We start from the raw sequence: 24356 nt of genomic DNA on the forward strand, positions 1-24356 counted from the left end.
AGCATGTTCTACCGGGAAGCGGGTCAGTTCAGCACAGGCTATGCCCAGGATCGCCGTTTTTTTCGCCTGCGCCAGGACCGTATCGCGGTGGCGCTGCTGGTGGCGGTGGCCTTTGGTGTGGTGCCTTGGCTGGGCAATGACTATTGGCTGAGCGCGATCCTGATTCCATTTCTGGTGCTGTCATTGGCCGGGCTCGGGCTTAACCTGCTGACCGGCTACGCCGGGCAGTTGTCGCTGGGCTCGGCGGCGTTCATGGCGGTGGGCGCGTTTGCCACCTATAACGCCGGGTTGCGCGTGCCGGGATTGCCGTTACTGGTGAGCCTGATGTTCGGTGGCCTGACAGCGGCAGCGGTGGCCATTGTGTTTGGCTTGCCAAGCCTGCGCATCAAGGGCTTTTACCTGCTGGTGTCGACCCTGGCGGCGCAGTTTTTCGTGCAGTGGGCGCTGACCCGCTTCAGCTGGTTTTCCAACCACAATGCCTCCGGGGTGATCAGCGCGCCGCCGTTGCACATCGCCGGCGTCGACTTGAGCGCGCCGGCCGGCCGCTACCTGTTGACCCTGGCGGTGGTGCTGGCGCTGTTCTGGCTGGCCGGTAATCTGGTGCGCGGCGAACTGGGCCGGCAATGGCGGGCGGTGCGCGATATGGACACGGCAGCGGCGGTGATCGGCATCCCGTTGCTCAAAAGCAAGCTGCTGGCGTTTGCCATCAGCGGTTTTTACCTGGGCATCGCCGGCGCGCTGTGGGCATTCACTTACCTGGGCACGGTAGAGCCGCATGGTTTTGATCTGAGCCGCTCGTTCCAGATCCTGTTCATCATCATTATCGGCGGGCTGGGCAGCCTCCTCGGCAACTTTCTGGGGGCGGCCTTCATTGTGCTGTTTCCCTTGCTGCTGTCGAACCTGGCCGCGTTGCTGCCGGCCGGGCTGATCGCCGCCGGCCAACTGGAAAACCTGCAAAAGATCGCGTTTGGCGCGCTGATCATCGTTTTTCTCATCAAGGAGCCGGAGGGCCTGGCGCGCCTCTGCACCACATTGCGCGAGCGCGCACGGCGATGGCCGCTGCGCTACTGAGCCAACCCCTGCCTGCCACTCTGACCTCAAACCAAGGATTCAACCATGATCAAACATGTAATCGCCGGCGGCCTGGCCCTGGCGCTGGGCCTGGCCGCGTCGTTTTCGGCCCAGGCCGAGCCCGAGCAGTACTTTCCGCTGCAAAGCTACCGGGTCGGCCCGTATGCCGCCGGGGGCACCGGTTTTTTCGGCGGCTTTATCGACTACCTCAAGTACGTCAACGCCAATGGCGGGGTCAACGGCGTCAAGCTGACCTGGAGCGAGTGCGAGACCGAGTACGTGGTCGAGAAGGGCGTCGAGTGCTATGAGCGCCTGAAAAAGGGCCTCAACGGCGCGCCGGCGGCGGCCACCAATCCGTTGTCGGTGGGTATCGCCTACGCCACGCTGGAGCGCTCGACGGCCGACAAGCTGCCGCTGATCACCATCAACCACGGGCGCACCGACTCCACCGACGGCAGCGTATTTCCGTATGCCTTCCCGTTGCAGTTGAACCCGTATTCCGAAGTGTCGGCGATCATCAACTGGATTGGCGACAAGAGCGGCGGGCTGGCCGGGCTCAAGGGCAAGAAGATCGTCACCCTGTACCACGGCTCGCCGTACGGCAAGGAAACCAACGAGGTGTTGCAGACCCTGGCCGACACGTACGGCTTCGAGCTGACCCTGCTGGAAGTGCCCCATCCTGGCAACGAGCAGCAATCGCAATGGCTGAACATTCGCCGCCTCAAGCCGGACTGGGTGATCCTGCGCGGCTGGGGCGTGATGAACCCGGTGGCGCTCAAGACCGCGCAAAAGGTCGGTTACCCGGCTGACCACATCATCGGCAATATCTGGAGCAACTCCGAAGAGGACGCCCTGCCGGCGGGTGCGGCGGCCAAAGGCTTTATCGCCATTACTACTCACCCTTCCGGCACAGCCTTCCCGGTGCTGCAGGGCATCCGGCAGCAGGTGCTGGACAAGGGCCAGGGTGATCTGGCCGACCCCAAGCGCTTCGGTACGGTGTATTACAACCTCGGGGTGGTCAACGGCATCCTCAATGTCGAGGCGCTGCGCATTGCCCAGCAAAAATTCGGCCAGCAGCCGCTCACTGGCGAGCAGGTGCGCTGGGGCTTCGAACACCTGAAGCTGGACGATGCGCGGCTGGCCGCGCTGGGCGCCAAGGGCCTGGTGCAACCACTGCAACTGTCGTGCGCCGACCATGAAGGCGGCGGCGCGGTGCGCTTCCAGCAATGGGACGGCGAGAAGTGGAACCTGATCAGCGACTGGGTGCAGGCCGACCGTGCCTTGCTGCGGCCGATCATCGAAGCCTCGTCGCACCAGTACGCCCGGGAAAAGGGCATTACCCCGCGCGATTGCAGTCAGGAAGGCTGATTGCCATATACCTGGCCGGGCCGGGTGCCCGGCCTTCACGTCGGAGGGGCGCATGATGTTGCAGGTCGACACTATCGAAGTGGTATACGAACAGGCGATTCTCGCCGTGGCGGGGGTGTCGCTCAAGGTGGATGAGGGCCAGGTGGTCGCGCTGCTGGGCGCCAATGGCGCGGGCAAGAGCAGCACGCTCAAGGCCATCAGCGGGCTGGTACGCGCCGAGCGTGGCGAGGTGGTGCAAGGTCGCGTGCTCTATCAGGGGCGTGAGGTAACGCGCCGTTCATCCCAGGCACTGGCCGGCGATGGGTTGGTACATGTATTGGAAGGACGGCACTGCTTTGCGCACCTGACGGTCGAGGAAAACCTGCTGACGGGCACCTTTGCCGGAGCCCGGCTGTCGCGCCGTCAAGTGAGTGATGAGCTGGCACGCATCTACGCTTGGTTTCCGCGCCTGAAAACCCGGCGCAAGAGCCTGGCCGGCTATACCTCCGGCGGTGAACAGCAAATGATCGCCCTGGGCCGCGCCCTGATCTCACGCCCGCGCCTGGTGTTGCTCGACGAACCCTCAATGGGCCTGGCGCCGCAACTGGTCGAGGAAATCTTCGACATCATCGCGGCGCTCAACAGCCGCGAAGGCGTGAGCTTTCTGCTGGCCGAGCAGAACGTGAACGTGGCGCTCCGGCATGCGCACTATGCCTACGTGATTGAAGGCGGGCGGGTGGTGGACCATGGCGAAGCCCGGCAGATGGCCGCCCGCGAGGACCTGCATGATTTCTACCTGGGCAGCACCGGAACCCAGTAGGAGCGCGCTTGCCCGCGACCGGCTGCGTTAGCAGTCGTAAATTTTCAGCGTTTCCGAGATTTTGCGGTCATGCGCTGTAGATTTTCAGCGTTTCCGAGATTTTGCGAGCGCTACGCACTCGGTCGCGGGCAAGCGCGCTCCTACGGCGGTCCCATGTCTGTGGTGTGCCGCCTTGGGGCTCAAGATCATATCGACACCTGCACCGGCCGCTGGCTGGCGGCCGCCTGCGCCGGTTTGCGCTTGTTCACCACCAGTTCGCCCATTCGAATCAGGTGGCTGCGGGTGATATTGCGCGACAGACCCAGCAGGCTGGCGGTGTGCACCTGGTTGTAATGACTGAAACGCCAGGCCGCACGCAGCAGGCTGTCTTCGACCTTCTCATGCAGGGCGCCACTGTGTTCTTCGAACAGGCGGGTGAAGGCGCGTTGCAACAATTGCTCGGCAGTTTCTTCACGCGGCTGGCTGTCGTTCTCACGCTCAATGCGCAGGCTGGACAGGTGCAGGTCTTGGGCGCGGACCAGCCCCTCGCGGCAGATCAGCAAAGTGTGGTGAATGACGTTTTCCAGCTCGCGGATATTACCCGGCCAGCCGTAAGCGGTCAGGCGCCGGATGGCATCGTCGGCCAGTGACACCTGCGTATAGCCCAGGCGGTGGCTGTATTGATCAATAAAGTGCCGGGCCAGCGGCAGCACATCGCCTGGGCGCTCGCGTAACGGGTAGAGCTGCAGACTGACCACATTCAGCCGGTAGTACAGGTCTTCACGAAAGTGGCCGGCATTGATGGCCTTTTCCAGATGCACGTTGGTGGCCGCCAGCACCCGCACATTGATCGGGATACTCTTGCGCGAGCCCAGGCGCACCACTTCTCGTTCTTGCAACACGCGCAGCAGCTTGACCTGGATGGCCATCGGCAGATCGCCGATCTCATCGAGAAACAACGTACCGCCACTGGCTTCCTCGAACCAGCCGGCCTTGGCCGCCAGGGCGCCGGTAAAGGCGCCTTTTTCATGGCCGAACAGTTCGGCCTCCACCAGCGAGGCCGAAAAGGCCCCGCAGTTGACCGCGACAAACGGACCGCTCTTGCGCGTGCTCAGGTTATGGATATGGCGGGCCACCAGTTCCTTGCCGGTGCCGGTCTCGCCGATGATCAGCACGCTGGCTTCACTGGGTGCCACTTGCTGCACATGGGCCAGCAAGGCTTGTGACTTGGAGTCTTCGAACACCTGGGCGGTGGCCCTGATCGAGGTGGCCAGGGACGGGGACGGGGGCAGGGTCAGCAGATTCATGGGCAATCCTTACGAGTAGAAGGACGGGGTGGGGCGCTTGGCATTCAACGCCCAGTCACCCAGTTCCTGGATGCGGTAGTCCACCGGGTCGTGCAGGGTCTGGGTGCGCAGGTTGCGCCAGTAACGGTCGAAGCGCAGCGACGCATGGGTGGCCCGGGCGCCGGTGACCTCGAACAGGCGGTTGCAGATGTCCAGCCCGTGGCGGGTGGCGGCCACTTTGGCGGTGCCCACCGCCAGCGCCAGTTGCGCGCGCGCTTCAGCGCCCAGGTCATGCTCCTTGCGCCAGGCGTCGTCCAGTTGGTTGGCGGCACGCTCGATCAACAGCCGCACGCTTTCCAGTCCGACCCAGAACTCGCCGTAATGCTTGAGGATATAAGGGTCTTCCTGGCTGCTGGCGGCGTTGGAGCGAAACCAGGGCCGGCTTTCCTTGAGCGTGTACTGGCGTGCTTCGTCAAAGGCACCTTCGGCGATGCCCAGAAACAGATTGGCAAAGTGCAGTTGCGCGATCAGGGGACGCAGGCTGGCGAACGGGGTGCTCAAGGGCCCCGGATTGAGCAGCATCTCGGCGTGCTCGACCCGCACACGCTCGAAGGTGGCGCTGCCGCTGTCGGTCTGGCGTTGGCCGATATTGTCCCAGTCGTCATGCAGGCTGATGCCGGTGCGGCCGCTGGGAATGGCCGCAATCAACAGCTTGCCGCCGGCGCTTTCATCGATGGCCGAGGCAATGAGCATCTGCGAGTCGCTGGCGCCGGAGCAGAAGCTCTTTTTGCCCGAGAACTCATACCACCCCTCGAATTTGCGCAGCACCGTGCGGGTGTCCAACGGGTTAAGGGCGTTGCCCCAGAACCAGTGGTTACGCGCCGTTTGTTCGAACCATGGTTGCCACTGCTCGGGGCTGGAAAACAGCCGCACCGTGGCCAGCATCAGATGATGAAAGCCAAAGACATGGGCCAGGGAGCTGTCGACCCGGGCCACTTCGCGTACCACCTCGAAGGTATCGTACCAACTGGCGCCCAGGCCGCCATGCTGGCGGGGAATGACCAGCGCCAACAAGCCACTGTCGCGCAATGCGTCTCGCTCGGCCTTGGGCGTGCCCCCCTTGGCATCACGCTCGACGGCGGTTTCGGCAAACCATGGCGTGAGTTCACGCACAGTCTGCAACGGGTTGGTCGGCAGGGTTTGCGGATTGAGGCTCATGGGCGGCTTCCCGGGCAGTAGGGCAGGGCGGATGGCATGGGGGATGTCCTTGGATAAAGAAGGTGCCAAGAGCAGAGCAAGCACTGTTCCATCTTTATCAAAGCCTTTAAAAACAAAGACTTGACGATAAATTTTGTGAGGGCAGGGTGTTGGGCGAGCTTACAAGTGTCGATACGCTGTTGCTGGGTCAACAGCGGTCGGGGTGTTGCTGCATGGACACTGCACGGCATTGGACAACCGGATGTTTTGCAGGGCTGCGGAACGATATCGGCTCCGGCCTCGTCAGAGTTTTACAACGACCGCGTTGTATCACCCCTGTATCACTACGGAGTTGCCCATGAACGTCAAGATCTGGCTCGCTGCTGCTTCTTTTGCCTTCGCCGGTGCCGCTGTTGCAGCGGACGCCATGCCAGCCATGGAAAAGAACGGCATGTTGGTCGATGCCAAAGGCATGACCCTGTACACCTTTGAGAAGGATTCGGACGGCAAGAGCGTGTGCAACGACAAGTGCGCTGAAAACTGGCCGCCTCTCAAAGCCAGTGCCAGTGATAAGGCCAGTGGTGAATGGACCGTGATCAAGCGCGACGATGGCAGCATGCAGTGGGCCTACGACGATGACCCGCTGTACACCTACGTGATGGACAAGCAGGCCGGCGACATGACCGGTGACGGCAAGGGTGGTAACTGGAAAGTCGCCAAGCCCTGATTTTTAACGCTTGGCCAAACCCGTTCTGCCTGCACAGGGCGGGTTTGATGGCGTTTAAACAAACACTGTCGCAATACCACCCCACATGCATTGAAAACTTAAATCTTCCCAACTCCACCTGTAACCCGGTAATCAGGTCAGGGGGGTCAAGCAGGGCGCTGATCGACCCTGTCCACACACCGGCCATTTACATACAGTGCATCTTCCTGCACACAGTAAATTCCCAATGGCCCTTCACCGCCGCCCGTGCAGTCCAGTGCCATGACATTCCCCAGGCGCTGCGGACAGGGCAGCCGGGTATGGCCTACGCATACGCGCCAGACACCTTCTACTCCGGCAGGCTGCTGTCTGAGAATGCGTTCGCGTCCCCAGAGCACGGACTGTTCGATACGCGGGTCATCCAAGTGCTCGATGAACGTCTGCCAGCCGAGCGCGGCCGGGATGTCGGCATGCAGGACGCCGACGATGCCGTGTGCCGATTCGATTTCGATCACCAGTGGCAGGCTTTGCAGCTTGCCAATGATCATGCCGCGCGATTCATCGGCAATATTCAGCCACCAGCGGGCGCCGTGGGCCGAGTAAGGCACCTGCGGGTGTTCCAGCCAGGCACGGATCAACATGTGTTCATGGTTGCCTTGCACCGCATGAAACCAGGGCTGGCCCAGCAGCGTCAGGCCCTCGATCACCTCAAGACCACGGTCGATCAGGTCGCCGACGCCGATCACCCGGTCAGTGGCTTTGTCAAAGCCCAATGCTTCGAGCCCCTGCAAGAGCTCAGTGATCTTGAAATGAATGTCGCCGACCACAAAGTCCCGGCCTTGGGTATTGCGCGGCAGTTTCAATAGCTTTGCATGCATGGGACGGATGTTCTCGCAAAGGGCTGTGCGGTATTGGAGGGCTGAAGCAGGCAATAAATTGCACCACATGTTGCACCTTAGCCCTGGTCGCTTCAGCATGGGGCATTTTCAGGGAGGAGTATCCATGCTCGCTTCATTATTTGCCGTTCTGGCACCGGTCTTTATTGTCGCCAGTATCGGTTATGCATGGGCGCGCAATGGACAGCATTATCCGACCGATTTCATCGCCCGACTGGTCATGACCATCGGTACGCCGTCGCTGGTGCTCTCGACCTTGAGCCGTACGCGGCTCGATTCCAGCGCGTTTCTCAGCATGGCGCTGGCGTGCGTGCTGTGCATGGCGGCCATGGCGCTGATCGGCCTTCTGGTCAGCAAGGCGTTTCGTCAGCATTGGCGCGTGCTGGTGCCGGCCTTCATGTTCCCCAATACCGGCAATATGGGCCTGCCGATCAGCCTGTATGCTTTTGGTGACCACGGCCTGGCGCTGGCGGTGGCCTTTTTCCTGACCCTTTCGATCTTTCAGTTCACCTTGGGGCTTGCCCTGGCCGGTGGCATTGCCTCGTTCAAGGACTTGCTGCGTAACCCGATCGTGATCAGCCTGGTGCTGGCCATCCCGATCATCTTTCTCGACCTGCAACTGCCGCGGTGGATGGTCAATACCGTCAACCTGCTGGGCGGCATGAGTATTCCGTTGATGTTGCTGACGCTCGGAGTCTCGCTGGCCAGTATTCGCTTGCATCATGTGGCCAGCGGCATGCTGCAGGGCGGCTTGCGCATCGTGCTGGGCGCGGCGGTGGGCTGGCTGGTGGGTATGGCGCTGGACCTGGAGCCGCTGGCGCGGGCCGTGCTGGTCACCCAGTCAGCCATGCCGGTGGCGGTGTTCAACTACCTGCTGGCGGTGCGCGCCAACCAGTCGCCGGAAAAGGTCGCCAACCTGGTGATGTGCTCGACCGTGCTGTCGTTTGCCTGGCTGCCGGTGCTGCTGGCGGCGTGGATGTAACACAGGCACTGTTAGGAGCGCGCTTGCCCGCGACCGAGTGCGTAGCGCTCGCAGAAATCTCGGAAACGCTGCAAATCTACGACTGCTGCGCAGCCGGTCGCGGTGGTCCGGCATTCCGGCAAGCGCGCTCCTACCCCGGCCCATGCTCACTGTGCGACAGCGTCACACCGACTGACAGCAGGTTTTCGATCTGGCGCGCCGCTTCCAGCATGCGTCGAGCCGAGCATCGACCGCCGCCAAGACCCTTTCGACATCGGCACCTTGCAACGCCGGGTGTGTGGCAGGCACCTCGCTGAACGAGTGCAGTGACAACATGATGCGCACCACAAGCAGGCGCATCAGGCCGTCACGTCAATCCGTGCCCGACCAGCGCTCTTTATAAGCTGGCGTTGATAGTCGTTGGGCGTGGTGCTGATCAGTTGCTTGAAGTCGCGCAGGAAATGCGACTGGTCGGTAAAGCCCAGATCCTGCGCCAGGTCGGAAAACGACAGCTCGAATCCGTTGCTGATGCAGCTCAATGCGGCCTGGCAACGGATGATGCGGCAAAAGGTCTTGGGCGTCATGCCGGTGTCGTGGCGAAACTGGCGCTGCAACGTGCGCTCGGTGTAACCGCTCAGGGCCTCCAGCTGGCTGATGCGAATGTCGCCCCGGTGCGCCAGCACCTTGTCGATGACCAGGGTGGTGAGCGCCGAGGTGGTGCGTGACAGGCTGGCGGGGGCAAAGCCGTTGAACAGCGCCATCTGTTCGTCGAACTGCACCTCGCGGGTAATGCTTTCGATCATGTCCTGGGCGTTAGGCAGCAGGTCTTGCAGGTCGATTTGCTGTTCGGCCAGATCCTCGGCCAGGTTCTGGGCAAAGCCCGGTATCACGCCTGGACGAAAACGCACCCCGAAGTAACAGTGCTCGTGTAGCAAATCCACCCGCTGGGCCTTCAGCGGGGTGCCGCACAGCTTGGCACTCGGCCGGCTGGCGTCACAGTCGAACAGAATGTCGACGCAGCCATCCGGCACCGCAAAGGTCAGGTCCGAAGGCGTGGCGATGTCCAGGGCATAAAAGTGCGAAATCGCCGGGTGACGGGTGTTGATGACCCGATAACGCGATGAATTCAGCACAAACCAGGGCTGTTCGCCAAGGTCGCGCGGGGCATGGACCGGTGAGGGTGAGGTCATGGATCTTGCACCTGAAAAGCGATCTGCACGTGAAGTCACGGTGTTCACGATTGCCATTGCATTGCAATTAGCGCACCAGTGGCCGTCTGCTCGAACATGTCGGGTTTTTACAATACGCCCGTCAGCGGCCTCCCTAGACTCGAAATCACCTGACCCGGACAGCTCAAGGCAGGCCGAATGCGGCGCCAGAGCGGCCGCCCACTATGTCTCAGTGCTTCGAGATAAACATGACCCACAATACCAAGATCGACTTTATCTACTTGTCTGAGCAGGACATGATCCGCGCCGGGGTGACCGACATGCCTTCGTGCGTCGACACCATGGAAGAGATGTTCGGCCTGCTGTACCACGGCGACTATCGCATGGCGGGGCCGAACAACGATTCGCACGGTGCCATGGTGACCTTTCCCGAACACTCGCCGTTCCCGACCATGCCCAAGCCTACTGCCGACCGGCGCATGATGGCGATGCCGGCGTACCTGGGCGGTAACTTCTGCACCGCCGGCGTGAAATGGTACGGCTCCAACATCGCTAACCGCGACAAGGGGCTGCCGCGCTCGATCCTGATGTTCACCCTCAACGATCCGGACACCGGCGCGCCACTGGCGCACATGTCAGCCAACCTGTTGTCGGCCTACCGCACCGGCGCCATTCCGGGTGTCGGCGCCAGGCACCTGGCGCGCAAGGATTCCAGGGTCATCGGCCTGCTGGGGCCTGGCGTGATGGGCAAGACCTCGGTGGCCGCGTTCATGGCCGTATGCCCACAGCTCGACACGATCAAGATCAAGGCCCGTGGACAGCGCAGCCTGGATGATTTCCTGACCTGGATCGGTGTCACCTTCCCGCAGATCGTCAATGTCCAGGTGGTCGACACGCTTGAAGAAGTGGTGCGCGGCTCGGACCTGGTGACCTATTGCAGCTCTGGCGAAGTGGGCGACCCCAATGCCTATCCGATCGTGAAGCGCGAGTGGGTCAAGCCCGGTGCGTTCCTGGCAATGCCGGCCGCGTGCAACATCGACGCCGGTATGGAACAGGCCGATGTGCGCAAGGTGGTCGACAACACCGGTCTTTACCAGGCCTGGTTCCACGAGCTGCCCAAGCCTGCGCACCACTGCGTGCCGGTGATCGGCGTGCGCTTCATGGACATGATCGCCGAGGGCTCGTTGCAGCCTGAACAGGTCGAGGACATCGGCAAGATCATCGCCGGCGACGCGCCGGGCCGTTTGAACGATGAAGAAATCATTCTGATGTCGGTCGGTGGCATGCCGGTCGAGGACGTGGCCTGGGGCACGGTGGTGTACCGCAATGCCATCGAGCGCGGCATCGGCATCAAGCTGAACCTCTGGGAAACCCCGGTTCTCAGCTGATCGAACATTTTTCATAAGGAAATACGGCATGACCCAGATCACCAAGCTCAAGACCGGTTCGAAATTCGAAGACATGGCCAGCTACTCGCGCCTGGTCGCTGTCGACAATTGGATCTTCGTGTCCAACACCGCTGGCCGCAATCCGCAAACCAAGGAAATCCCCGAAGACCTGGTCGAGCAGACCCACCAGGTGTTCGCCAACATCGAGGCGGCACTGGCGGCAGTGGATGCCAGCCTGGCCGACGTGGTGTGCTCGCGGGTATTCATTCAGGACCCGGCCGATGTGCCACAGGTGATGGACATCATTGGCCAGAAGTTTCGCGGCGTCGACCCGGCCAGCACCGTGACCTGCCCGCCACTGGGCTCGACCGTCTACAAGGTCGAGCTGGAAGTGACCGCCTACCGCGGTGCGGCACGCGCCGAAGTGACGCAGATCAGTCTCCTGTAGGAGCGCGCTTGCCGGTATGCCGGACCACCGCGACCGAGTGCGCAGCGCTCGCAAAATCTGCGAAACGCTGCAAATTTGCGACTTTAAATCTGCGAAACGCTGCAATTTTACGACTGCTAACGCAGCCGGTCGCGGGCAAGCGCGCTCCTACCCCGGCTCCATGTTTGCTGCGCGATAGCGCGGCGGGTGATTTTTTACCAGTTTTCCAGAGTCATAGACCCATGGCCCCTACCATTGCGCCTGTAAACACCTCCCATCCGCTGCCGGCCTCGACCACGGTGGTCATCATCGGCGGCGGCATCATCGGCCTGACGGCGGCCTTGACCCTGGCCGAGCGCAACATTCCGGTCGTGGTCCTGGAAAAAGGCCGGATTGCCGGTGAGCAGTCTTCGCGCAACCTGGGCTGGATCCGCAAGACCAGCCGCCATGCCGCCGACATTCCCCTGGCCCAGGCCGCCGACCGGCTATGGGCACAAATGCCCGAGCGGGTAGGGGTTGATGTGGGTTATCGCCAGGCCGGCATCATGTTCATCGCCCGTAACGAAGCGCAGATGGCGATGCATGAGCAATGGCTCAAGGGTGTGGAGCCGCTGGCGCTGGGCTCGCGCCTGCTGAGCAAGCAGGAAATTGCCCAGCATGTGCCAGGCGGGCAGGGCGACTGGCTTGGCGGCATCTACACACCGTCAGACGGCCGTGCCGAACCGACGCTGGCTGCCAGCGCCATTGCCAATGCAGCGATTGCCAAGGGTGCGGTGATCATTGAGCAGTGTGCGGTGCGCACCGTGCAGACCACGGGCGGGCGGGTCAGTGGCGTGGTCACCGAGCGCGGTGAGATTCGTTGCGAGCAAGTGCTGCTGGCCGGTGGCCTATGGTCGCGCCGTTTCCTGGGCAACCTGGGCATCAACCTGCCCACGCTGCCACTGACCTGCTCGGTGCTGCGCACCCGACCCATGAATGGGCCGACTGACATTGCCGTGGGCGCGCCGGACTTTTCCTTTCGCAAGCATATCGACGGGGGCTACATCATCACCCAGCGCGGGGCACTGGACGCTTTCCTGACCCTGGATCACTTCTTGTTGGGGAGCAAATACCTGCCAGCCTTGAAGTCGCAGCGCGACTTTCTGCGAATTTCCATGGGCAAGTATTTCTTCAAGGACCTGGCCCTGGCCCGCCGCTGGAAAGCTGATGCGGTTTCGCCCTTCGAACGTGTACGCATTCAGGACCCGGCGGCCAACAATGGACTCAACGACGAGGCCATGCGTAACCTGCGGGCAGCCTGGCCGGTGTTTCAGAATGCCGAGATCGAGCAGGCATGGGCGGGGACCATTGATATAACACCGGACTCCAATCCGGTTATAGACCAGGTGTCTGCAATTCCCGGCCTGGTGCTGGCCAGTGGTTTCTCGGGCCATGGCTTCGGCACGTCGCCGGCCGCCGGTCACTTGGCTGCCGACCTGGTGTCAGGACAGGCGCCGATCATCGACCCGGCGCCTTATCGTTTCACACGTTTTGCCTGAGACCAGGCTCAGCCCTTGCTGTGATTGGGTGAGCTGGGCGGTCTGGCGATACCACGGGGGCCGGCGATGCCCCAGATCGCCAGACCCACCAGCGGCATGGCAACTATCAGGACAGTCCAGCCGATTTTCGTGCCCGACGATTTGGTGCTGCGCCAGACGCTGACCACAGCCCAGATGTCCAGCAACAGGATGATGATCGTCAAGGCGATTGAGAACAGTGACGTTTCCATGAGGCAGCTCCTCGTGTAGCGCGTTTAAACGACCGGTACGACGCCTACCGACTCGACGATGGGGGCCTCGATATGGCTTTTGCCCGGCGTCAGAATGACCTTGCGGCAGTCTTCCTGGCGCTTGTCGAAAATCTTGTAGCCTTCGGCCGCCTGCTCCAGCGACAGACGATGGGTAATGATGGCTTCCGGCGCCAGCCGGCCGGTCTCGATATGCCCCAGCAGCTCGGGCAGGTAGCGCTGCACATGGGTCTGGCCCATGCGAAAGGTCAGGCCCTTGTCGAACGCATCGCCAAACAGAAAGCCATGAATGAACCCGGAGTAGACCCCCGGCACACTGACCACGCCGCCGCGCCTGACCGCCGCAATGCACTGGCGCAGGGCCTTGCCGCTACTGCCTTCGAGCTTGAGCGTGGCCAGGATGGTTTCGGTGGTACTGCCCTTGGCCTCGAACCCCACCGCGTCAACCACACCATCGACCCCGCGCATGCCTGGCGTCTGCTGGATGATGGTGTCGGCCGGGTCATCGTCCTCATCGAAGTTGATCGGAATCACGCCGTAGGTTTTCTGTGCATAGGCCAGGCGGTAGGCATGGTGGTCGACCATGAAAATGCGCTCGGCGCCCAGCATGCGTGCCACGGCGGCACATAACAGCCCCACCGGTCCGGCGCCGTAGATGGCCAGGCTGGAGCCATTACCGATTTCGGCGTTGGTGACCGCCTGATAGGCGGTGGGCAGGATGTCGGACAGAAACAGCACCTTCTCGTCTGCCAGCGTGCCCGGCACCTTGAAAGGACCGGTATTGGCCTTCGGCACCCGCACGTATTCGGCCTGGCCACCGGGCACGCCGCCGTACAGGTGGCTGTAGCCAAACAGTGCTGCACCGGCCGGAATGGCCTTTTTATTGAGGATTGCGCCGCGCCCGGTGTTGGTGGTTTCGCAGGCGGCAAACAGATCGTGCTGGCAGAAGAAACAGCTGCCGCAGGCAATCACGAAGGGAATCACCACCCGATCACCGGGACGGACCGCTGTCACGGCGGTGCCGGCTTCCTCGACCACGCCCATGAACTCATGGCCGAATATATCGCCGTGCTCGACCGCTGGAATCTTGCCTCGATAAAGGTGCAGGTCCGAGCCGCAGATGGCAGTGGCCGTGACCCGCAAAATGATGTCGTCCGGTTGTTGCAGGACCGGATCCGCAACGGTGTCGACCTTGACGTTGTGGGCGCCGTGATAGGTAAGTGCTCTCATATCGCTATCAGCCTGATCGTGGGGGATGATAGTTAAATGAGGCAGCGTCGAAGGGCTAAGTTCCGAGTAATGTTCCAGACGGAACATGCTCATGACAGATTTAAACCGTTCGTCTTGTAATGGGGCGCTGCAACGGATCAAGTGGCTATGACGGCGCGTCAAACGTGAGCCGGCTGCACGTATAAAAACCGAGTGCAGCCAGAAATAAACGTATTGAATGCGGAGTGCGCAATGAACCCTGCCGAAGTTGTCGACTACCTCAAGGCCCATTCCCTTTACCTCACCACCGCGGAATCCTGCACGGCCGGAAGAATCGTTTCGTTGCTGGCTGAAGTGCCGCACTGTGGCGAAGTCATGGAAAGCGGTTATGTGGTGTATTCGCCCGAGGCCAAACACCGGCTGTTGGGCGTCAGCCTCAAGACCATGGAGTTTTTTAACCTCACCAGCAATGAAGTGGCCCGGGAAATGGCCATAGGCGCACTGCGTGACAGCCCGGCCAATGTGGTGATTGCCACCACAGGGCTATGCGGCAGCGAAGACGTCGACGGCATTCCGGCCGGCACCGTGTGTTTTGCCTGGGGATTTGTCGAGGGCAAGCGCCTCAGCGTCTTTACCCGGCGCGAGCGGTTCTTCGGTGACCGGTCGAACCTGCAGAAGGAGGCGGCGCTCTATGCCCTGGACCGCCTGGCCGGCTTTCACCAGCGAATGCTGGCGGGCGAGTCAGGATAAGCCGGCCAGACGCCGACTTTATCGGGCGCGGCTGAGCATCGACACGATCACCTCATACAGTTCGGCCTTGGCCTGTGATGGCGACACCTCAGCGGATGCCGCGGCGTCCGACAGCGCTTCGGCGGCGCCGAGCATGGCGCGCAAATGCGCGGTCGACAACTGCCTGTTGCCGATAAAGGGCGCCAGCACAGCCCGGCATTTATCCATAAACGCTGCCTCATACGCCTGCTTGACCCGCGCCAGTTCCGGCGAGCTGCTGAGCGCGGCAAGTACGCCCGCGATTTCACGGCCTTGCTGCAGTACGCAGTCCACATAGGCATTGGCAATCACCCACGCCTTGGCCTCGGCGCTCGCTTCGCTGTGTTGCAAGGCTGCATCGAACAGCGCTGTCTGACGCTCGTCGAAATCCTGATACAGCGTGCACAGCAACGCCGGGCGATCCGGAAAGTGATCGTAGACCACCGGCTTGGTGACACCGGCCTGTTCGGCCAGATGACCCAGCGTCAACGCTTCGGTGCCTTGTTCACGAACGATTTTCCAGGCCACGCCCAGCAACTGGGCCAGGCGATTTTCCCGCGACAGGCGTTGGCGCGGCTGGGAACGGGCAGGTGAGGGCGGGCTTGACATCGCTATATACCAAAAGTAAGTTATCGAAACCTACCAAAAGTATATTGCGTCAGGCGCCGTCTCGCAATCGACTGATCATCCGCCCACAAGGAACCGCCCATGCACACGCTTATCGTTATTGCCCATCACGATGCCTGCTCCCTGACTCATAGCCTGGCCAGGCAAGTGGCCCAGGGCATTACCGACGCTGATCCGTCGCACAGCCATGAAATCCTCGACCTGGCCGCCAGCGGCTTCGACCCGCGATTTTCGGTGGCCGATGGTGCGGTTCATCGCCACAAAAGCCCGCCGCCTGCCGATGTCCTGGCCGAACAGGCGCGGATCGAGCGTGCCGATGCACTGGTGCTGGTCTATCCGGTGTATTGGTGGTCGATGCCGGCGTTGCTCAAGGGCTGGATCGACCGGGTGTTCTGCAATGGCTGGGCGTTCGATTTCAGCCCGGATGCCACACTGGTCAAGAAACTGGGCCACCTGCAGGTCCATCTGCTTGGCGTGGCCGGAGCCGACGCTGGTACATACGAACGGCATGGATACGGTACGGCAATGAAAACCCAGATCGATCACGGCATTTTCGATTACTGCGGCGCACCGGTCATAAGCTCCACGCGGGTGTTCGAATCGGAAACGCAGCCGGCAGCAGCCTCTCTCCAGGCGGCACACCAACTGGGTAGACGCTTGTTCCGAGATGCCGATAAGCCATCTGTCGTCAAACGCGACACAGCCGTTGAACAAGGCTGAATCGCAAGCAGTCCTTTGCTGTGCATGCAAGGTTTTCCATTGGCCTTTCAGGGCCTTCCAGCAAGGGGCGTTTCGATGCAGCTTATCCATTCCACTGCCCGGTTCCGGCCTTATCTCTCGGCGTCGGGAGGGTGGGGCTCGGCCCGTTCGGTCATGAACATTCTCTGGCGCGAGCAGGCATGGCGTCATGCCCCGGTCACTTTGTTCCGGTTGAATAAACCCAAGGGCGTCGCCTGTGTAAGTTGCGCCTGGGCCAAGCCGGCCCATCCGCTGGCACTGGAGTTCTGTGAAAACGGCGCCAAGGCCACGGCCTGGGAGCTGACCGCGCTCAGAACCGCCCCGGATTTCTTTGCCCGCCACACCCTGACCGAACTGCGCGGCTGGAGCGATCACGCTCTGGAGCAACACGGGCGGTTGACCCATCCGTTGCGCTACGACGCCAGGGATGATCGTTACCGGCCCACCAGTTGGGCCCAGGCCTACAAGGAAATCGGTGCCGAACTGCGCCGGCTGGCGCCCGATGAGGTGGTGTTCTATGCCTCCGGGCGGGCGTCGCTGGAAGCGTCGTTCATGTATCAACTATTGGCCCGGGCCTACGGCACCAATAACCTGCCCGACAGCTCGAACATGTGCCACGAAAGCACCTCGGTCGGCTTGCAGGAAAGCATTGGCGTGCCGGTAGGCACGGTCACGCTGGATGACTTCGAACACACCGACTGCATTTTCTTTTTCGGCCAGAACGTCGGCAGCAACAGCCCGCGCATGCTGCACCCGCTGCAAGCGGCGCGTAAGCGCCAGGTGCCGGTGATCACCTTCAACCCGTTGCGCGAGCGGGGCCTGGAGCGCTTCGTCAACCCGCAATCGCCGGTCGAGATGCTGGGGCCGGCGTCGACTGTGATCAGCACGCAATACCATCAGGTGGCGATTGGCGGCGACATTGCGGCCATCACCGGCATGGCCAAGGCGCTGCTGGACATGGACCGCCAGGCCCAGGCCGAACAGCGCCAGCCGGTGCTGGACCATGATTTCATCGCGCAACACACCGAAGGCTTCGAGGCGTTCATTGCCCAGGTCGAGCGCCAGCCCTGGGCTGTGCTGGAAAGCCGTTCGGGCCTGAGTCGCGGTGCGATGGAGGCCGCCGCCACCGTGTATGCGCGCAGCGAACGGGTCATGCTGGTCTACGGCATGGGCATGACCCAGCACCGTCATGGCGTCGAAAACGTACAGATGTTGGTCAACTTCCTGTTGCTGCGCGGCAATATCGGCAAGCCGGGTGCGGGCATCTGCCCGGTGCGCGGGCATTCCAATGTGCAGGGCCAGCGCACGGTGGGCATTACCGAAGACCCGGCCAAGGTGCCCAAGGACAAGATCGAGGCATTGTTCGGTTTCAAGGTGCCCGAGCGCATGGGCCGGGCCACGGTCGACACCTGCGAGGGGATTGTGGACGGCAGCGTCAAAGGCTTCATCGGGCTGGGCGGTAACTTTCTGCGTGCCATTCCAGATACGAGTCGCATGGAGCCGGCCTGGTCGCAGTTGCCGTTGAACGTGCAAGTGGCCACCAAGCTCAATCGCAGTCATTTGTTGCCTGGTACCCATATGTGGTTGCTGCCGTGCCTGGGGCACCTGGAAATGGACCGGCAAAACGGCCAGGAGCAGGTCTACAGCACAGAAGACAGCACCGGGTTCGTGCATGCCTGGAAAGGCACCCGGGAGCCGGCCGGCGAACACCTGCAATCAGAAGTGGCGATCATCGCCGGTATTGCGCAAGCCACCCTCGATGGCCAGGCCCGGATTCCCTGGGCGCAGTGGCAGGGCGACTATGCCCAGATCCGGGCAGCCATTGCGCAGGTGTACCCGCAGATTTTTCATGACATGGAAACGCGCATGTGGATGCCGGGCGGCTTTCACCGTCCCTTGCCGGTGCGCCAGCGTGAGTGGCTCACCGAGTCCGGCAAGGCGCAGTTCGTAGCGCCGCAGACCCTGAATGAAAACGACGATGTGCCCGGCACTGCTGACGACCGCCATGTCATTCAGCTCATGACGATCCGCAGCAACGATCAGTTCAACACCACCATCTATGGCTACGACGACCGTTTTCGTGGCGTGAAGGGCACCCGCAGCGTGGTGTTTCTCAACCGCAACGACATCGTGCGCCTGGGCTTTGCCCCTGGTGACTGGATCATGCTGCGCACGGCGGTCGAACCGGAAGTATTGCGTGAGGCCGGACCCTTGCAGATTCTGGCGTATGACATTCCCGAAGGCTGCGCGGCGGGGTATTACCCGGAGTGCAATGCGTTGGTTCCGCTGTGGCATCACGCCGAGCGCAGCAAGGTGCCGGCGGCCAAGTCGGTGCCGGTGACCCTGCATGCAGCGCCTCGTCAACCGCGTGAGCGCGAGGTGCCAGGTAGCGATCAGGTGGTCTGATTCAGCGCAGAGTCTGCTTTTTCATGGCGAATCTGCAGGATGGCCGGCAGCCGTTCTTCGATCCAGTCGACCATGGCTTCGACTTTTGCTGCAGCCTCACGGCCCAGCGGCGTGAGGCTGTATTCCACATGCGGCGGCACCACCGGGTGTGAGAAGCGCTGCACCAGGCCGTCGCCTTCAAGCCCTTGCAGGGTCTGGGCAAGCATTTTTTCACTGATGCCGCCGATCTTGCGTCGCAGGTCACTGAAACGATGCGTGCCGTCAATCAGCACCACCAGTACCAACACGCCCCAGCGGCTGGTCATGTGCTTGAGCACATGGCGCGAAGGGCAGTCGGCGCTCAGCACCTCGCCCCGGCGAAGTCTGGCGGCCAACGGCGTGTAAAGCTGTTCATCCACGGTCATGACACTTACCTTTTTGTGCGTACTTACTAATCGTAAGTGTGCGGCGTAGCATGCGGCTTCCTCTCATTCGAATCAAGGTGCTTTCATGATTGCTGTCACAGGTGCAACCGGCCAACTGGGCCGTCTGGTCATCGACGCGCTGCTCAACAGCGTAGCGCCCACGCAGGTGATTGCCCTGGTGCGTGACCCGCTCAAGGCCCAGGACCTGGCGGCCAAGGGTGTGATTGTGCGCCGGGCTGATTACTCCGAGCCGCAGACGCTCGACGCGGCACTGGCCGGCGTCAGCAAGCTGCTGCTGATTTCCTCGAACGAAATCGGCCAGCGCTCGGCACAGCACCGAGCGGTCATTCAGGCGGCCAAGACCGCCGGCGTGCAGTTGCTGGCCTACACCAGCGTGCTGCGGGCCGACACTTCGCCCTTGAGTCTGGCGCTGGAGCACCGCGACACCGAACAGGCGCTGGCCGAGTCCGGCCTGGATCATGTGCTGCTGCGCAACGGCTGGTACCACGAGAACTACACCGCCAGCGTGCCTGCTGCGGTTGAGCATGGCGCCATTCTGGGCAGCGCAGGTGAGGGGCGTATTGCTTCGGCCTCGCGCGCCGACTATGCCGACGCCGCTGCGGTGGTGCTGACCCAGGACGGTCATGCCGGCAAGGTCTACGAACTGGCCGGCGATGACAGCTATTCATTGACGGAACTGGCCGCAGAGGTGGCTGAACAATCGGGCCGGCCAGTGGTGTACAGCGACCTGCCGGAGCAACAGTACAAAGCCGCGCTGATCGGTATCGGCCTGCCCGACGTCTTTGCCGCGCTGCTGTCGGACTCCGACACCGGTGCGGCCAAGGGCGCGCTATTCGATGATTCGCGTCAACTGAGCCGACTGATCGGCCGGGCGACGACACCAATTGCCGTTTCTGTTGCCCAAGCCCTCAAGCACTGACGTTCACGGTGTGTCAGCCGGTGGCTTGAAGCGCCACCCGCTGGCGCACCCCCATCGCTTTGAAAGGGACTTGTTCAATGAAAGCCATCACCCTTCGCCTGCCTGCAGGCCTGGATAATCTTCACCTGGTCGACTTGCCTGATCCCGGCCAGCCGGGGCCGGGCCAGATCCGCGTGCGTGTGCACGCCAGCTCCTTGAATTTTCATGACTACGCGGTGGCCACCGGCAAGATGCCAACGGCTGACGGGCGCATTCCCATGGCCGATGGCGCAGGGGTGGTCGAGGCCGTAGGCGAAGAGGTGACTGAATTCAAGGTGGGCGACCATGTGGTGTCGTGCTTCTTTCCGCACTGGCGTGACGGGGCGCCGACCATTGGCGACTTCAGCACCACGCCGGGCGATGGGGTCGACGGTTATGCCCGGCAAGTCGTGGTCAAGCCCAGTCACTGGTTTACCCGTGCCCCCAAGGGCTATTCGCATCAGGAAGCCGCGACCCTGACCACCGCCGGGCTGACCGCCTGGCGTGCATTGGTGGTCAATGGCGGTATCAAGCCGGGTGACTCGGTGCTGGTGATGGGCACCGGCGGCGTGTCGATTTTTGCCCTGCAACTGGCCAAGGCCATGGGTGCCCTGGTGATTGCGACCTCGTCATCGGACGAGAAGCTGGCCCGGGTGCGGGCACTGGGCGCCGACCACACGATCAATTACCGCACGCAACCGCAGTGGGGTGAAGAAGTCCTGGCGTTGACCGACGGGCGCGGCGTCGATCATGTGGTCGAAGTGGGCGGTCCGGCGACGTTGGCGCAATCGATCACGGCGTGCCGGATCGGCGGGCATATCGCCCTGATCGGTATCCTCACCGGGGTGTCTGGCGAGGTGCCGACCGTGGCGTTGATGGCCCGGCAACAGCGTCTGCAGGGCTTGATCGTCGGCAGCCGGCAACACCAGCTGGACCTGGTCCAGGCGCTGGAATGCCTGAAGGTCAAGCCGGTGATCGACAGCGTGTTTGCCTTGGAAGATATCGCCAAAGCCTTCGCTCATGAGGCATCCGGCGCACACTTTGGCAAGATTGTACTGAGTGTCTAGACCGCCAGGGCCGGGTAGTCGGTATAGCCCTTTTCTTCACCCTGGTAAAAGGTAGTCGTGTCGAGCGGGTTCAGGTCGGCGCCTTTCCTGAAGCGCTCGACCAGGTCCGGGTTGGCGATAAAGGGCGTACCAAAGGCCACCAGGTCGGCGTCGCCGGTTTGCAGGGCGGTTTCGGCCTGGGCGGCATCGTAGCCACCGTTACTGATGTAGGTGCCGCCGAAGTGGCGCTTGAGCTCGGCAAAGTCGAAGGCTTCTGTGCCCATCCTCACCACATGCAGATACGCCAGGCTGTAGCGGCTGAGCATTTTCGCCGCCTGGTTGAACGTGACCTGCGGCTGGCTGTCGCTCATCGAGAAGTAATCGAACACCGGTGACAGGCGCACGCCGACGCGGCTGGCGCCAAAGACTTCGATCACCGCCTCGACCACCTCCTTGAGAAAACGCACGCGGTTCTCGGCCGAGCCGCCGTAGGCATCGGTGCGCTGATTGGTGCCATCGCGCAGGAACTGGTCGATCAGGTAACCATTGGCACCGTGGATTTCCACGCCATCGAAACCGGCCTGCCGGGCATTTTCGGCCGCCTGGCGAAAGTCGGCCACAACCGCAGCAATCTCGTCGATACCCAGGGCGCGTGGGACCTCGTAGGCCTTGAGCCCCTCGGGGGTGTACAGCTCGCCGTCGGCCTTGATCGCCGAAGGGGCCACCGGCTGGTTGCCGTTGGGTTGTACCAGGGCGTGCGACAGGCGGCCTACATGCCACAGTTGCAGGAAGATACGCCCGCCTTGCTGATGCACGGCATCGGTGATCTGCTGCCAGCCCTTGATCTGGGCGGCAGTAAAGATGCCGGGGGTACGCATGTAGCCCTTGCCCTGGGCCGAGACTTGCGAGCCTTCGGTGACAATCAGGCCGGCACTGGCTCGCTGGCGGTAGTATTCGGTCATCAGCGGCGTGGGGACGTCGCCATCGCCGGCGCGACTGCGGGTCATGGGCGCCATGACCATGCGGTTGTTCAAGGCAGTGGCGCCAAGCTGGACAGGCGAAAGCAGAAGATCGGGTGCGGTGGTCATGGTTTTGCTCGCTTGAATAAAGAATGAATAGAGAGGGCTGTGGCTTGGGCCTCAGGCGCCCAGCAGGGCGCCGATGCGCTGGATTTCAGCTTCGCCCTGCGCCAGGGTGGCGGGGCTGGTGTGCACCGAATAGTGCCCGGTCACCAGGTCATGGGGGTGCTTGATGGCCGAGCCCAGTACGAACGAGGTGGCGCCGTGGGCCACGAAGTCGATGCCTTGCTCGCTTTCTTCAAAGGCTGCCAGTTCACCGGCTTCGATCAGGCTGTTGGCGTGCAGGCGACCGGCATTGACCGCCACCCAGGCCACGGTGTGTCCGGCGGGTGGTGTGTAGTGCCAGTGCTCGCCGTCGCGCAGGTTGACCGCCAGGTAGTTGATGCCGGCAGGTGCCGGAATGGGGCTGCGGGCAGCACCGTACTGGCCGATCAACACCCGCACGGGTCCGTCTTGGGCAACGTCGGCCGGGTCGAGGTAAAGGCTCTGGGCCGGGGCGTTTTCCAGTGCCGCCGGCAGCGCCAGCCACAGCTGAAAACCCAGCATGGCGGCATCGCTGGCCAGTGTCGCGTCATGCCATACACCGTTGCCGGCACGCATCCACTCCACACCGCCGGCCGGCAGCACACCCGTTGCACCGGTGGAATCCTGATAGGCCACGTCGCCGGAGATCATGTAGGTGACCGTGGCAATGCCCGAGTGCGGGTGCATGCCGAAGCTCGACTTGGCGCCTTTGGCTTGCAGGCTGAAAATGTCCAGGAATACGAAGGGCTTGAGCACCTGGCCCAGATCGCCGGGGCTCATCAAACGGGTGATGGGGCCGTGGACGCGTCCTGATGTCTGACGAGCGATGCGGCGTTGGGCCTGGTGTTGAACGGAAAATGTGCGAGTCATGGGAAGGCGCTCTGCAAGTGGGAATGTCCGCAGCTTAAGCGTCTGGCAATTACTTTATTAGATGGCACAATTGGAGTGCACTCATCCATTTAAAGAAGTAGTGGTGTGACCTATGCTTGATCTCAACGATGTTGCCTTGTTCGTCCACGTAGTCCGTTACGGCAGCTTTGCCCAGGCCGCCCGGCTACTGGGCATGCCGGCCAATACCCTCAGCCGTCGGGTGCAGCAGCTTGAGGACCAGGTTGGCACCCGTCTGTTGCAGCGTTCGACCCGCAAGCTGACCCTGACCCAGGCCGGCCAGGCCTTTCACGACCGCTGCTCAAGCGCTGTCGAAGGCCTGATGGAGGCCGGGCAGCAATTGATCAGCGGCAGCCAGGAACCCAGCGGCACGGTGCGTGTGGCGGCGATGGCCGATTTTTTCGACTTTTTTCCGATGCAATGGGTGGCCGACTTTCTCGCCGCCCACCCCAAGGTGCGGCTGGATTTTGTCCTCAGCGACGCTCGTTGCGACCTGATTGCCGAACGCATCGACATTGCCTTTCGCGGCGGCATCCTGCAGGACTCCGGCTACGTGGGCCGCCAGTTACTCGAAGCGCGTCATGATCAGATGGTGGCCAGTCCTGCTTATCTGGACCGGCGTGGCATGCCCGCCACGCTGGAAGCCCTGGCTGAACACGATGCGGTCAGTTTCACTCAACCCGGCCACTTGACCACTTGGCGCCTCAAGGGCCCGGACGGCGCTGAACACGATGTGCGCATCGCCAGCCGCTTTACCGGCAACACCGCCCAGGCCTTGCGCAAGGCGACGCTGGCCGGCCTGGGCATCACCCTGTTGCCGATCACCATCGTCGCCCCCGATCTGCACGCCGGTCGCCTGGTGCCCGTATTGCCCGATTACTACCGCACCGGCTATGGCCTGCACGTTTTATACCCCAGCCGCCAGCATCTGCCGTTGGCAGTGTCGGCGTTTATCGAGCTGATCATGGAGCGCCTTGGGCGCCAGGGTTTTACAGCACGCGATTGAAAGGCGTGGCTTAACCCCGGCAACGGCTGTGACGAGCGTTCACAGCAGGTGTGAATTCTCAGCGGTATGAATGCGTCAACGCCCGCCGTAATCTTTGGGCGTTGCGCAACGGTACACAGGCCATCTGTAAACCGCGCTGCGACACTAAAAATGAAGCGCTTCATAAAATG

Annotated in this window: 24 protein-coding genes; 14 read left to right on the forward strand and 10 right to left on the reverse strand. The window is 62.2% G+C overall.

Translation table 11 applies throughout. From position 1 onward, the window contains the following. Nucleotides 1-3: 3 nt before the first annotated feature. From DGA31_RS04200 to DGA31_RS04210, 3 genes are read left to right on the forward strand one after another with little or no spacing between them, the layout of a single operon-like run. Nucleotides 4-1071, forward strand: a complete 1068-nt coding sequence (locus DGA31_RS04200) for a branched-chain amino acid ABC transporter permease (RefSeq protein ID WP_109511649.1) — start codon at nt 4-6, stop codon at nt 1069-1071. 45 nt (nt 1072-1116) lie between these two features. Further along, complete coding sequence (locus DGA31_RS04205) at nt 1117-2439, forward strand: ABC transporter substrate-binding protein (protein WP_109511650.1); 1323 nt, start codon at nt 1117-1119, stop codon at nt 2437-2439. A 52-nt stretch (nt 2440-2491) separates the two neighbouring features. Continuing rightward, on the forward strand, nt 2492-3238 hold the full coding sequence (locus DGA31_RS04210; protein WP_109511651.1) for an ABC transporter ATP-binding protein: 747 nt from the start codon (nt 2492-2494) through the stop codon (nt 3236-3238). 185 nt (nt 3239-3423) lie between these two features. Here the strand turns inward: DGA31_RS04210 and DGA31_RS04215 are convergent, their stop codons facing one another. Both DGA31_RS04215 and DGA31_RS04220 read right to left on the reverse strand, forming a co-directional pair. Further along, entirely contained in the window at nt 3424-4524 is a 1101-nt protein-coding gene (locus DGA31_RS04215; protein ID WP_109511652.1) for a sigma-54 interaction domain-containing protein, read from the reverse strand. Nucleotides 4525-4533: 9 nt separating this feature from the next. Next, a complete protein-coding gene (locus DGA31_RS04220) occupies nt 4534-5721 on the reverse strand; it encodes an acyl-CoA dehydrogenase family protein (protein WP_109511653.1) in 1188 nt (395 codons plus the stop codon). Nucleotides 5722-6058: 337 nt separating this feature from the next. Here DGA31_RS04220 and DGA31_RS04225 point away from each other — a divergent pair, with 337 nt between their 5' ends. Then, nucleotides 6059-6427: a COG4315 family predicted lipoprotein gene (locus DGA31_RS04225; protein ID WP_056839492.1), complete on the forward strand. Its 369-nt coding sequence runs from the start codon at nt 6059-6061 to the stop codon at nt 6425-6427. Between the two features lie 146 nt (nt 6428-6573). Here DGA31_RS04225 and DGA31_RS04230 read toward each other — a convergent pair whose 3' ends face one another. After that, complete coding sequence (locus DGA31_RS04230; RefSeq protein WP_152034991.1) at nt 6574-7284, reverse strand: metallophosphoesterase; 711 nt, start codon at nt 7282-7284, stop codon at nt 6574-6576. A gap of 124 nt (nt 7285-7408) precedes the next feature. Here DGA31_RS04230 and DGA31_RS04235 point away from each other — a divergent pair, with 124 nt between their 5' ends. After that, nucleotides 7409-8284, forward strand: coding sequence for an AEC family transporter (locus DGA31_RS04235; protein ID WP_056839490.1), 876 nt, complete (start codon nt 7409-7411; stop codon nt 8282-8284). A 338-nt stretch (nt 8285-8622) separates the two neighbouring features. Here the strand turns inward: DGA31_RS04235 and DGA31_RS04240 are convergent, their stop codons facing one another. Further along, the gene (locus DGA31_RS04240; protein ID WP_109511655.1) at nt 8623-9453 is read right to left on the reverse strand and encodes a helix-turn-helix domain-containing protein; all 831 of its coding nucleotides are present in this window, start codon (nt 9451-9453) and stop codon (nt 8623-8625) included. A gap of 227 nt (nt 9454-9680) precedes the next feature. On the opposite strand from DGA31_RS04240, the gene DGA31_RS04245 reads away from it, so the two are divergent. The 3 genes from DGA31_RS04245 (at nt 9681) to DGA31_RS04255 (ending at nt 12785) form a co-directional block, all read left to right on the forward strand. Continuing rightward, nucleotides 9681-10820, forward strand: coding sequence for an ornithine cyclodeaminase family protein (locus DGA31_RS04245; protein WP_109511840.1), 1140 nt, complete (start codon nt 9681-9683; stop codon nt 10818-10820). Between the two features lie 28 nt (nt 10821-10848). After that, entirely contained in the window at nt 10849-11268 is a 420-nt protein-coding gene (locus DGA31_RS04250) for a RidA family protein (RefSeq protein WP_109511656.1), read from the forward strand. Between the two features lie 221 nt (nt 11269-11489). Next, nucleotides 11490-12785 (forward strand): NAD(P)/FAD-dependent oxidoreductase, encoded by a 1296-nt coding sequence (locus DGA31_RS04255; RefSeq protein WP_109511657.1) that lies wholly within the window; start codon nt 11490-11492, stop codon nt 12783-12785. An 8-nt stretch (nt 12786-12793) separates the two neighbouring features. Here the strand turns inward: DGA31_RS04255 and DGA31_RS04260 are convergent, their stop codons facing one another. After that, on the reverse strand, nt 12794-13015 hold the full coding sequence (locus tag DGA31_RS04260) for a PLD nuclease N-terminal domain-containing protein (RefSeq protein WP_109511658.1): 222 nt from the start codon (nt 13013-13015) through the stop codon (nt 12794-12796). A gap of 24 nt (nt 13016-13039) precedes the next feature. After that, nucleotides 13040-14263: a zinc-dependent alcohol dehydrogenase gene (locus DGA31_RS04265; protein WP_056839471.1), complete on the reverse strand. Its 1224-nt coding sequence runs from the start codon at nt 14261-14263 to the stop codon at nt 13040-13042. 231 nt (nt 14264-14494) lie between these two features. Between DGA31_RS04265 and DGA31_RS04270 the strand changes: the two genes are divergently transcribed. Next, nucleotides 14495-14992: a CinA family protein gene (locus tag DGA31_RS04270; RefSeq protein WP_056839470.1), complete on the forward strand. Its 498-nt coding sequence runs from the start codon at nt 14495-14497 to the stop codon at nt 14990-14992. Nucleotides 14993-15010: 18 nt separating this feature from the next. On the opposite strand, the gene DGA31_RS04275 is transcribed toward DGA31_RS04270, so the two are convergent. Beyond that, nucleotides 15011-15619: a TetR/AcrR family transcriptional regulator gene (locus DGA31_RS04275; RefSeq protein ID WP_109511659.1), complete on the reverse strand. Its 609-nt coding sequence runs from the start codon at nt 15617-15619 to the stop codon at nt 15011-15013. 99 nt (nt 15620-15718) lie between these two features. Between DGA31_RS04275 and DGA31_RS04280 the strand changes: the two genes are divergently transcribed. Next, the gene (locus tag DGA31_RS04280) at nt 15719-16357 is read left to right on the forward strand and encodes an NAD(P)H-dependent oxidoreductase (RefSeq protein ID WP_109511660.1); all 639 of its coding nucleotides are present in this window, start codon (nt 15719-15721) and stop codon (nt 16355-16357) included. A gap of 75 nt (nt 16358-16432) precedes the next feature. Further along, nucleotides 16433-18781 (forward strand): FdhF/YdeP family oxidoreductase, encoded by a 2349-nt coding sequence (locus tag DGA31_RS04285; protein ID WP_109511661.1) that lies wholly within the window; start codon nt 16433-16435, stop codon nt 18779-18781. Here DGA31_RS04285 and DGA31_RS04290 read toward each other — a convergent pair. Continuing rightward, nucleotides 18769-19185, reverse strand: coding sequence for a winged helix-turn-helix transcriptional regulator (locus DGA31_RS04290; RefSeq protein ID WP_109511662.1), 417 nt, complete (start codon nt 19183-19185; stop codon nt 18769-18771). The two genes, DGA31_RS04285 and DGA31_RS04290, sit on opposite strands and share 13 nt — an antisense overlap. Before the next feature lie 85 nt (nt 19186-19270). Here DGA31_RS04290 and DGA31_RS04295 point away from each other — a divergent pair, with 85 nt between their 5' ends. Beyond that, complete coding sequence (locus DGA31_RS04295; protein ID WP_109511663.1) at nt 19271-20125, forward strand: SDR family oxidoreductase; 855 nt, start codon at nt 19271-19273, stop codon at nt 20123-20125. A gap of 77 nt (nt 20126-20202) precedes the next feature. Then, a complete protein-coding gene (locus tag DGA31_RS04300; RefSeq protein WP_109511664.1) occupies nt 20203-21210 on the forward strand; it encodes a zinc-dependent alcohol dehydrogenase family protein in 1008 nt (335 codons plus the stop codon). Here the strand turns inward: DGA31_RS04300 and DGA31_RS04305 are convergent. Beyond that, entirely contained in the window at nt 21207-22277 is a 1071-nt protein-coding gene (locus tag DGA31_RS04305) for an alkene reductase (RefSeq protein ID WP_109511665.1), read from the reverse strand. The two genes, DGA31_RS04300 and DGA31_RS04305, sit on opposite strands and share 4 nt — an antisense overlap. Nucleotides 22278-22328: 51 nt before the next feature. Then, the gene (locus tag DGA31_RS04310; protein WP_109511666.1) at nt 22329-23162 is read right to left on the reverse strand and encodes a pirin family protein; all 834 of its coding nucleotides are present in this window, start codon (nt 23160-23162) and stop codon (nt 22329-22331) included. 112 nt (nt 23163-23274) lie between these two features. Between DGA31_RS04310 and DGA31_RS04315 the strand changes: the two genes are divergently transcribed. Continuing rightward, nucleotides 23275-24186, forward strand: coding sequence for a LysR family transcriptional regulator (locus DGA31_RS04315; RefSeq protein WP_109511667.1), 912 nt, complete (start codon nt 23275-23277; stop codon nt 24184-24186). Nucleotides 24187-24356 lie beyond the last annotated feature (170 nt).

The sequence above is a fragment of the Pseudomonas ovata genome, assembly GCF_003131185.1.
In the GTDB taxonomy this organism is placed as follows: Bacteria; Pseudomonadota; Gammaproteobacteria; order Pseudomonadales; family Pseudomonadaceae; genus Aquipseudomonas; species Aquipseudomonas ovata.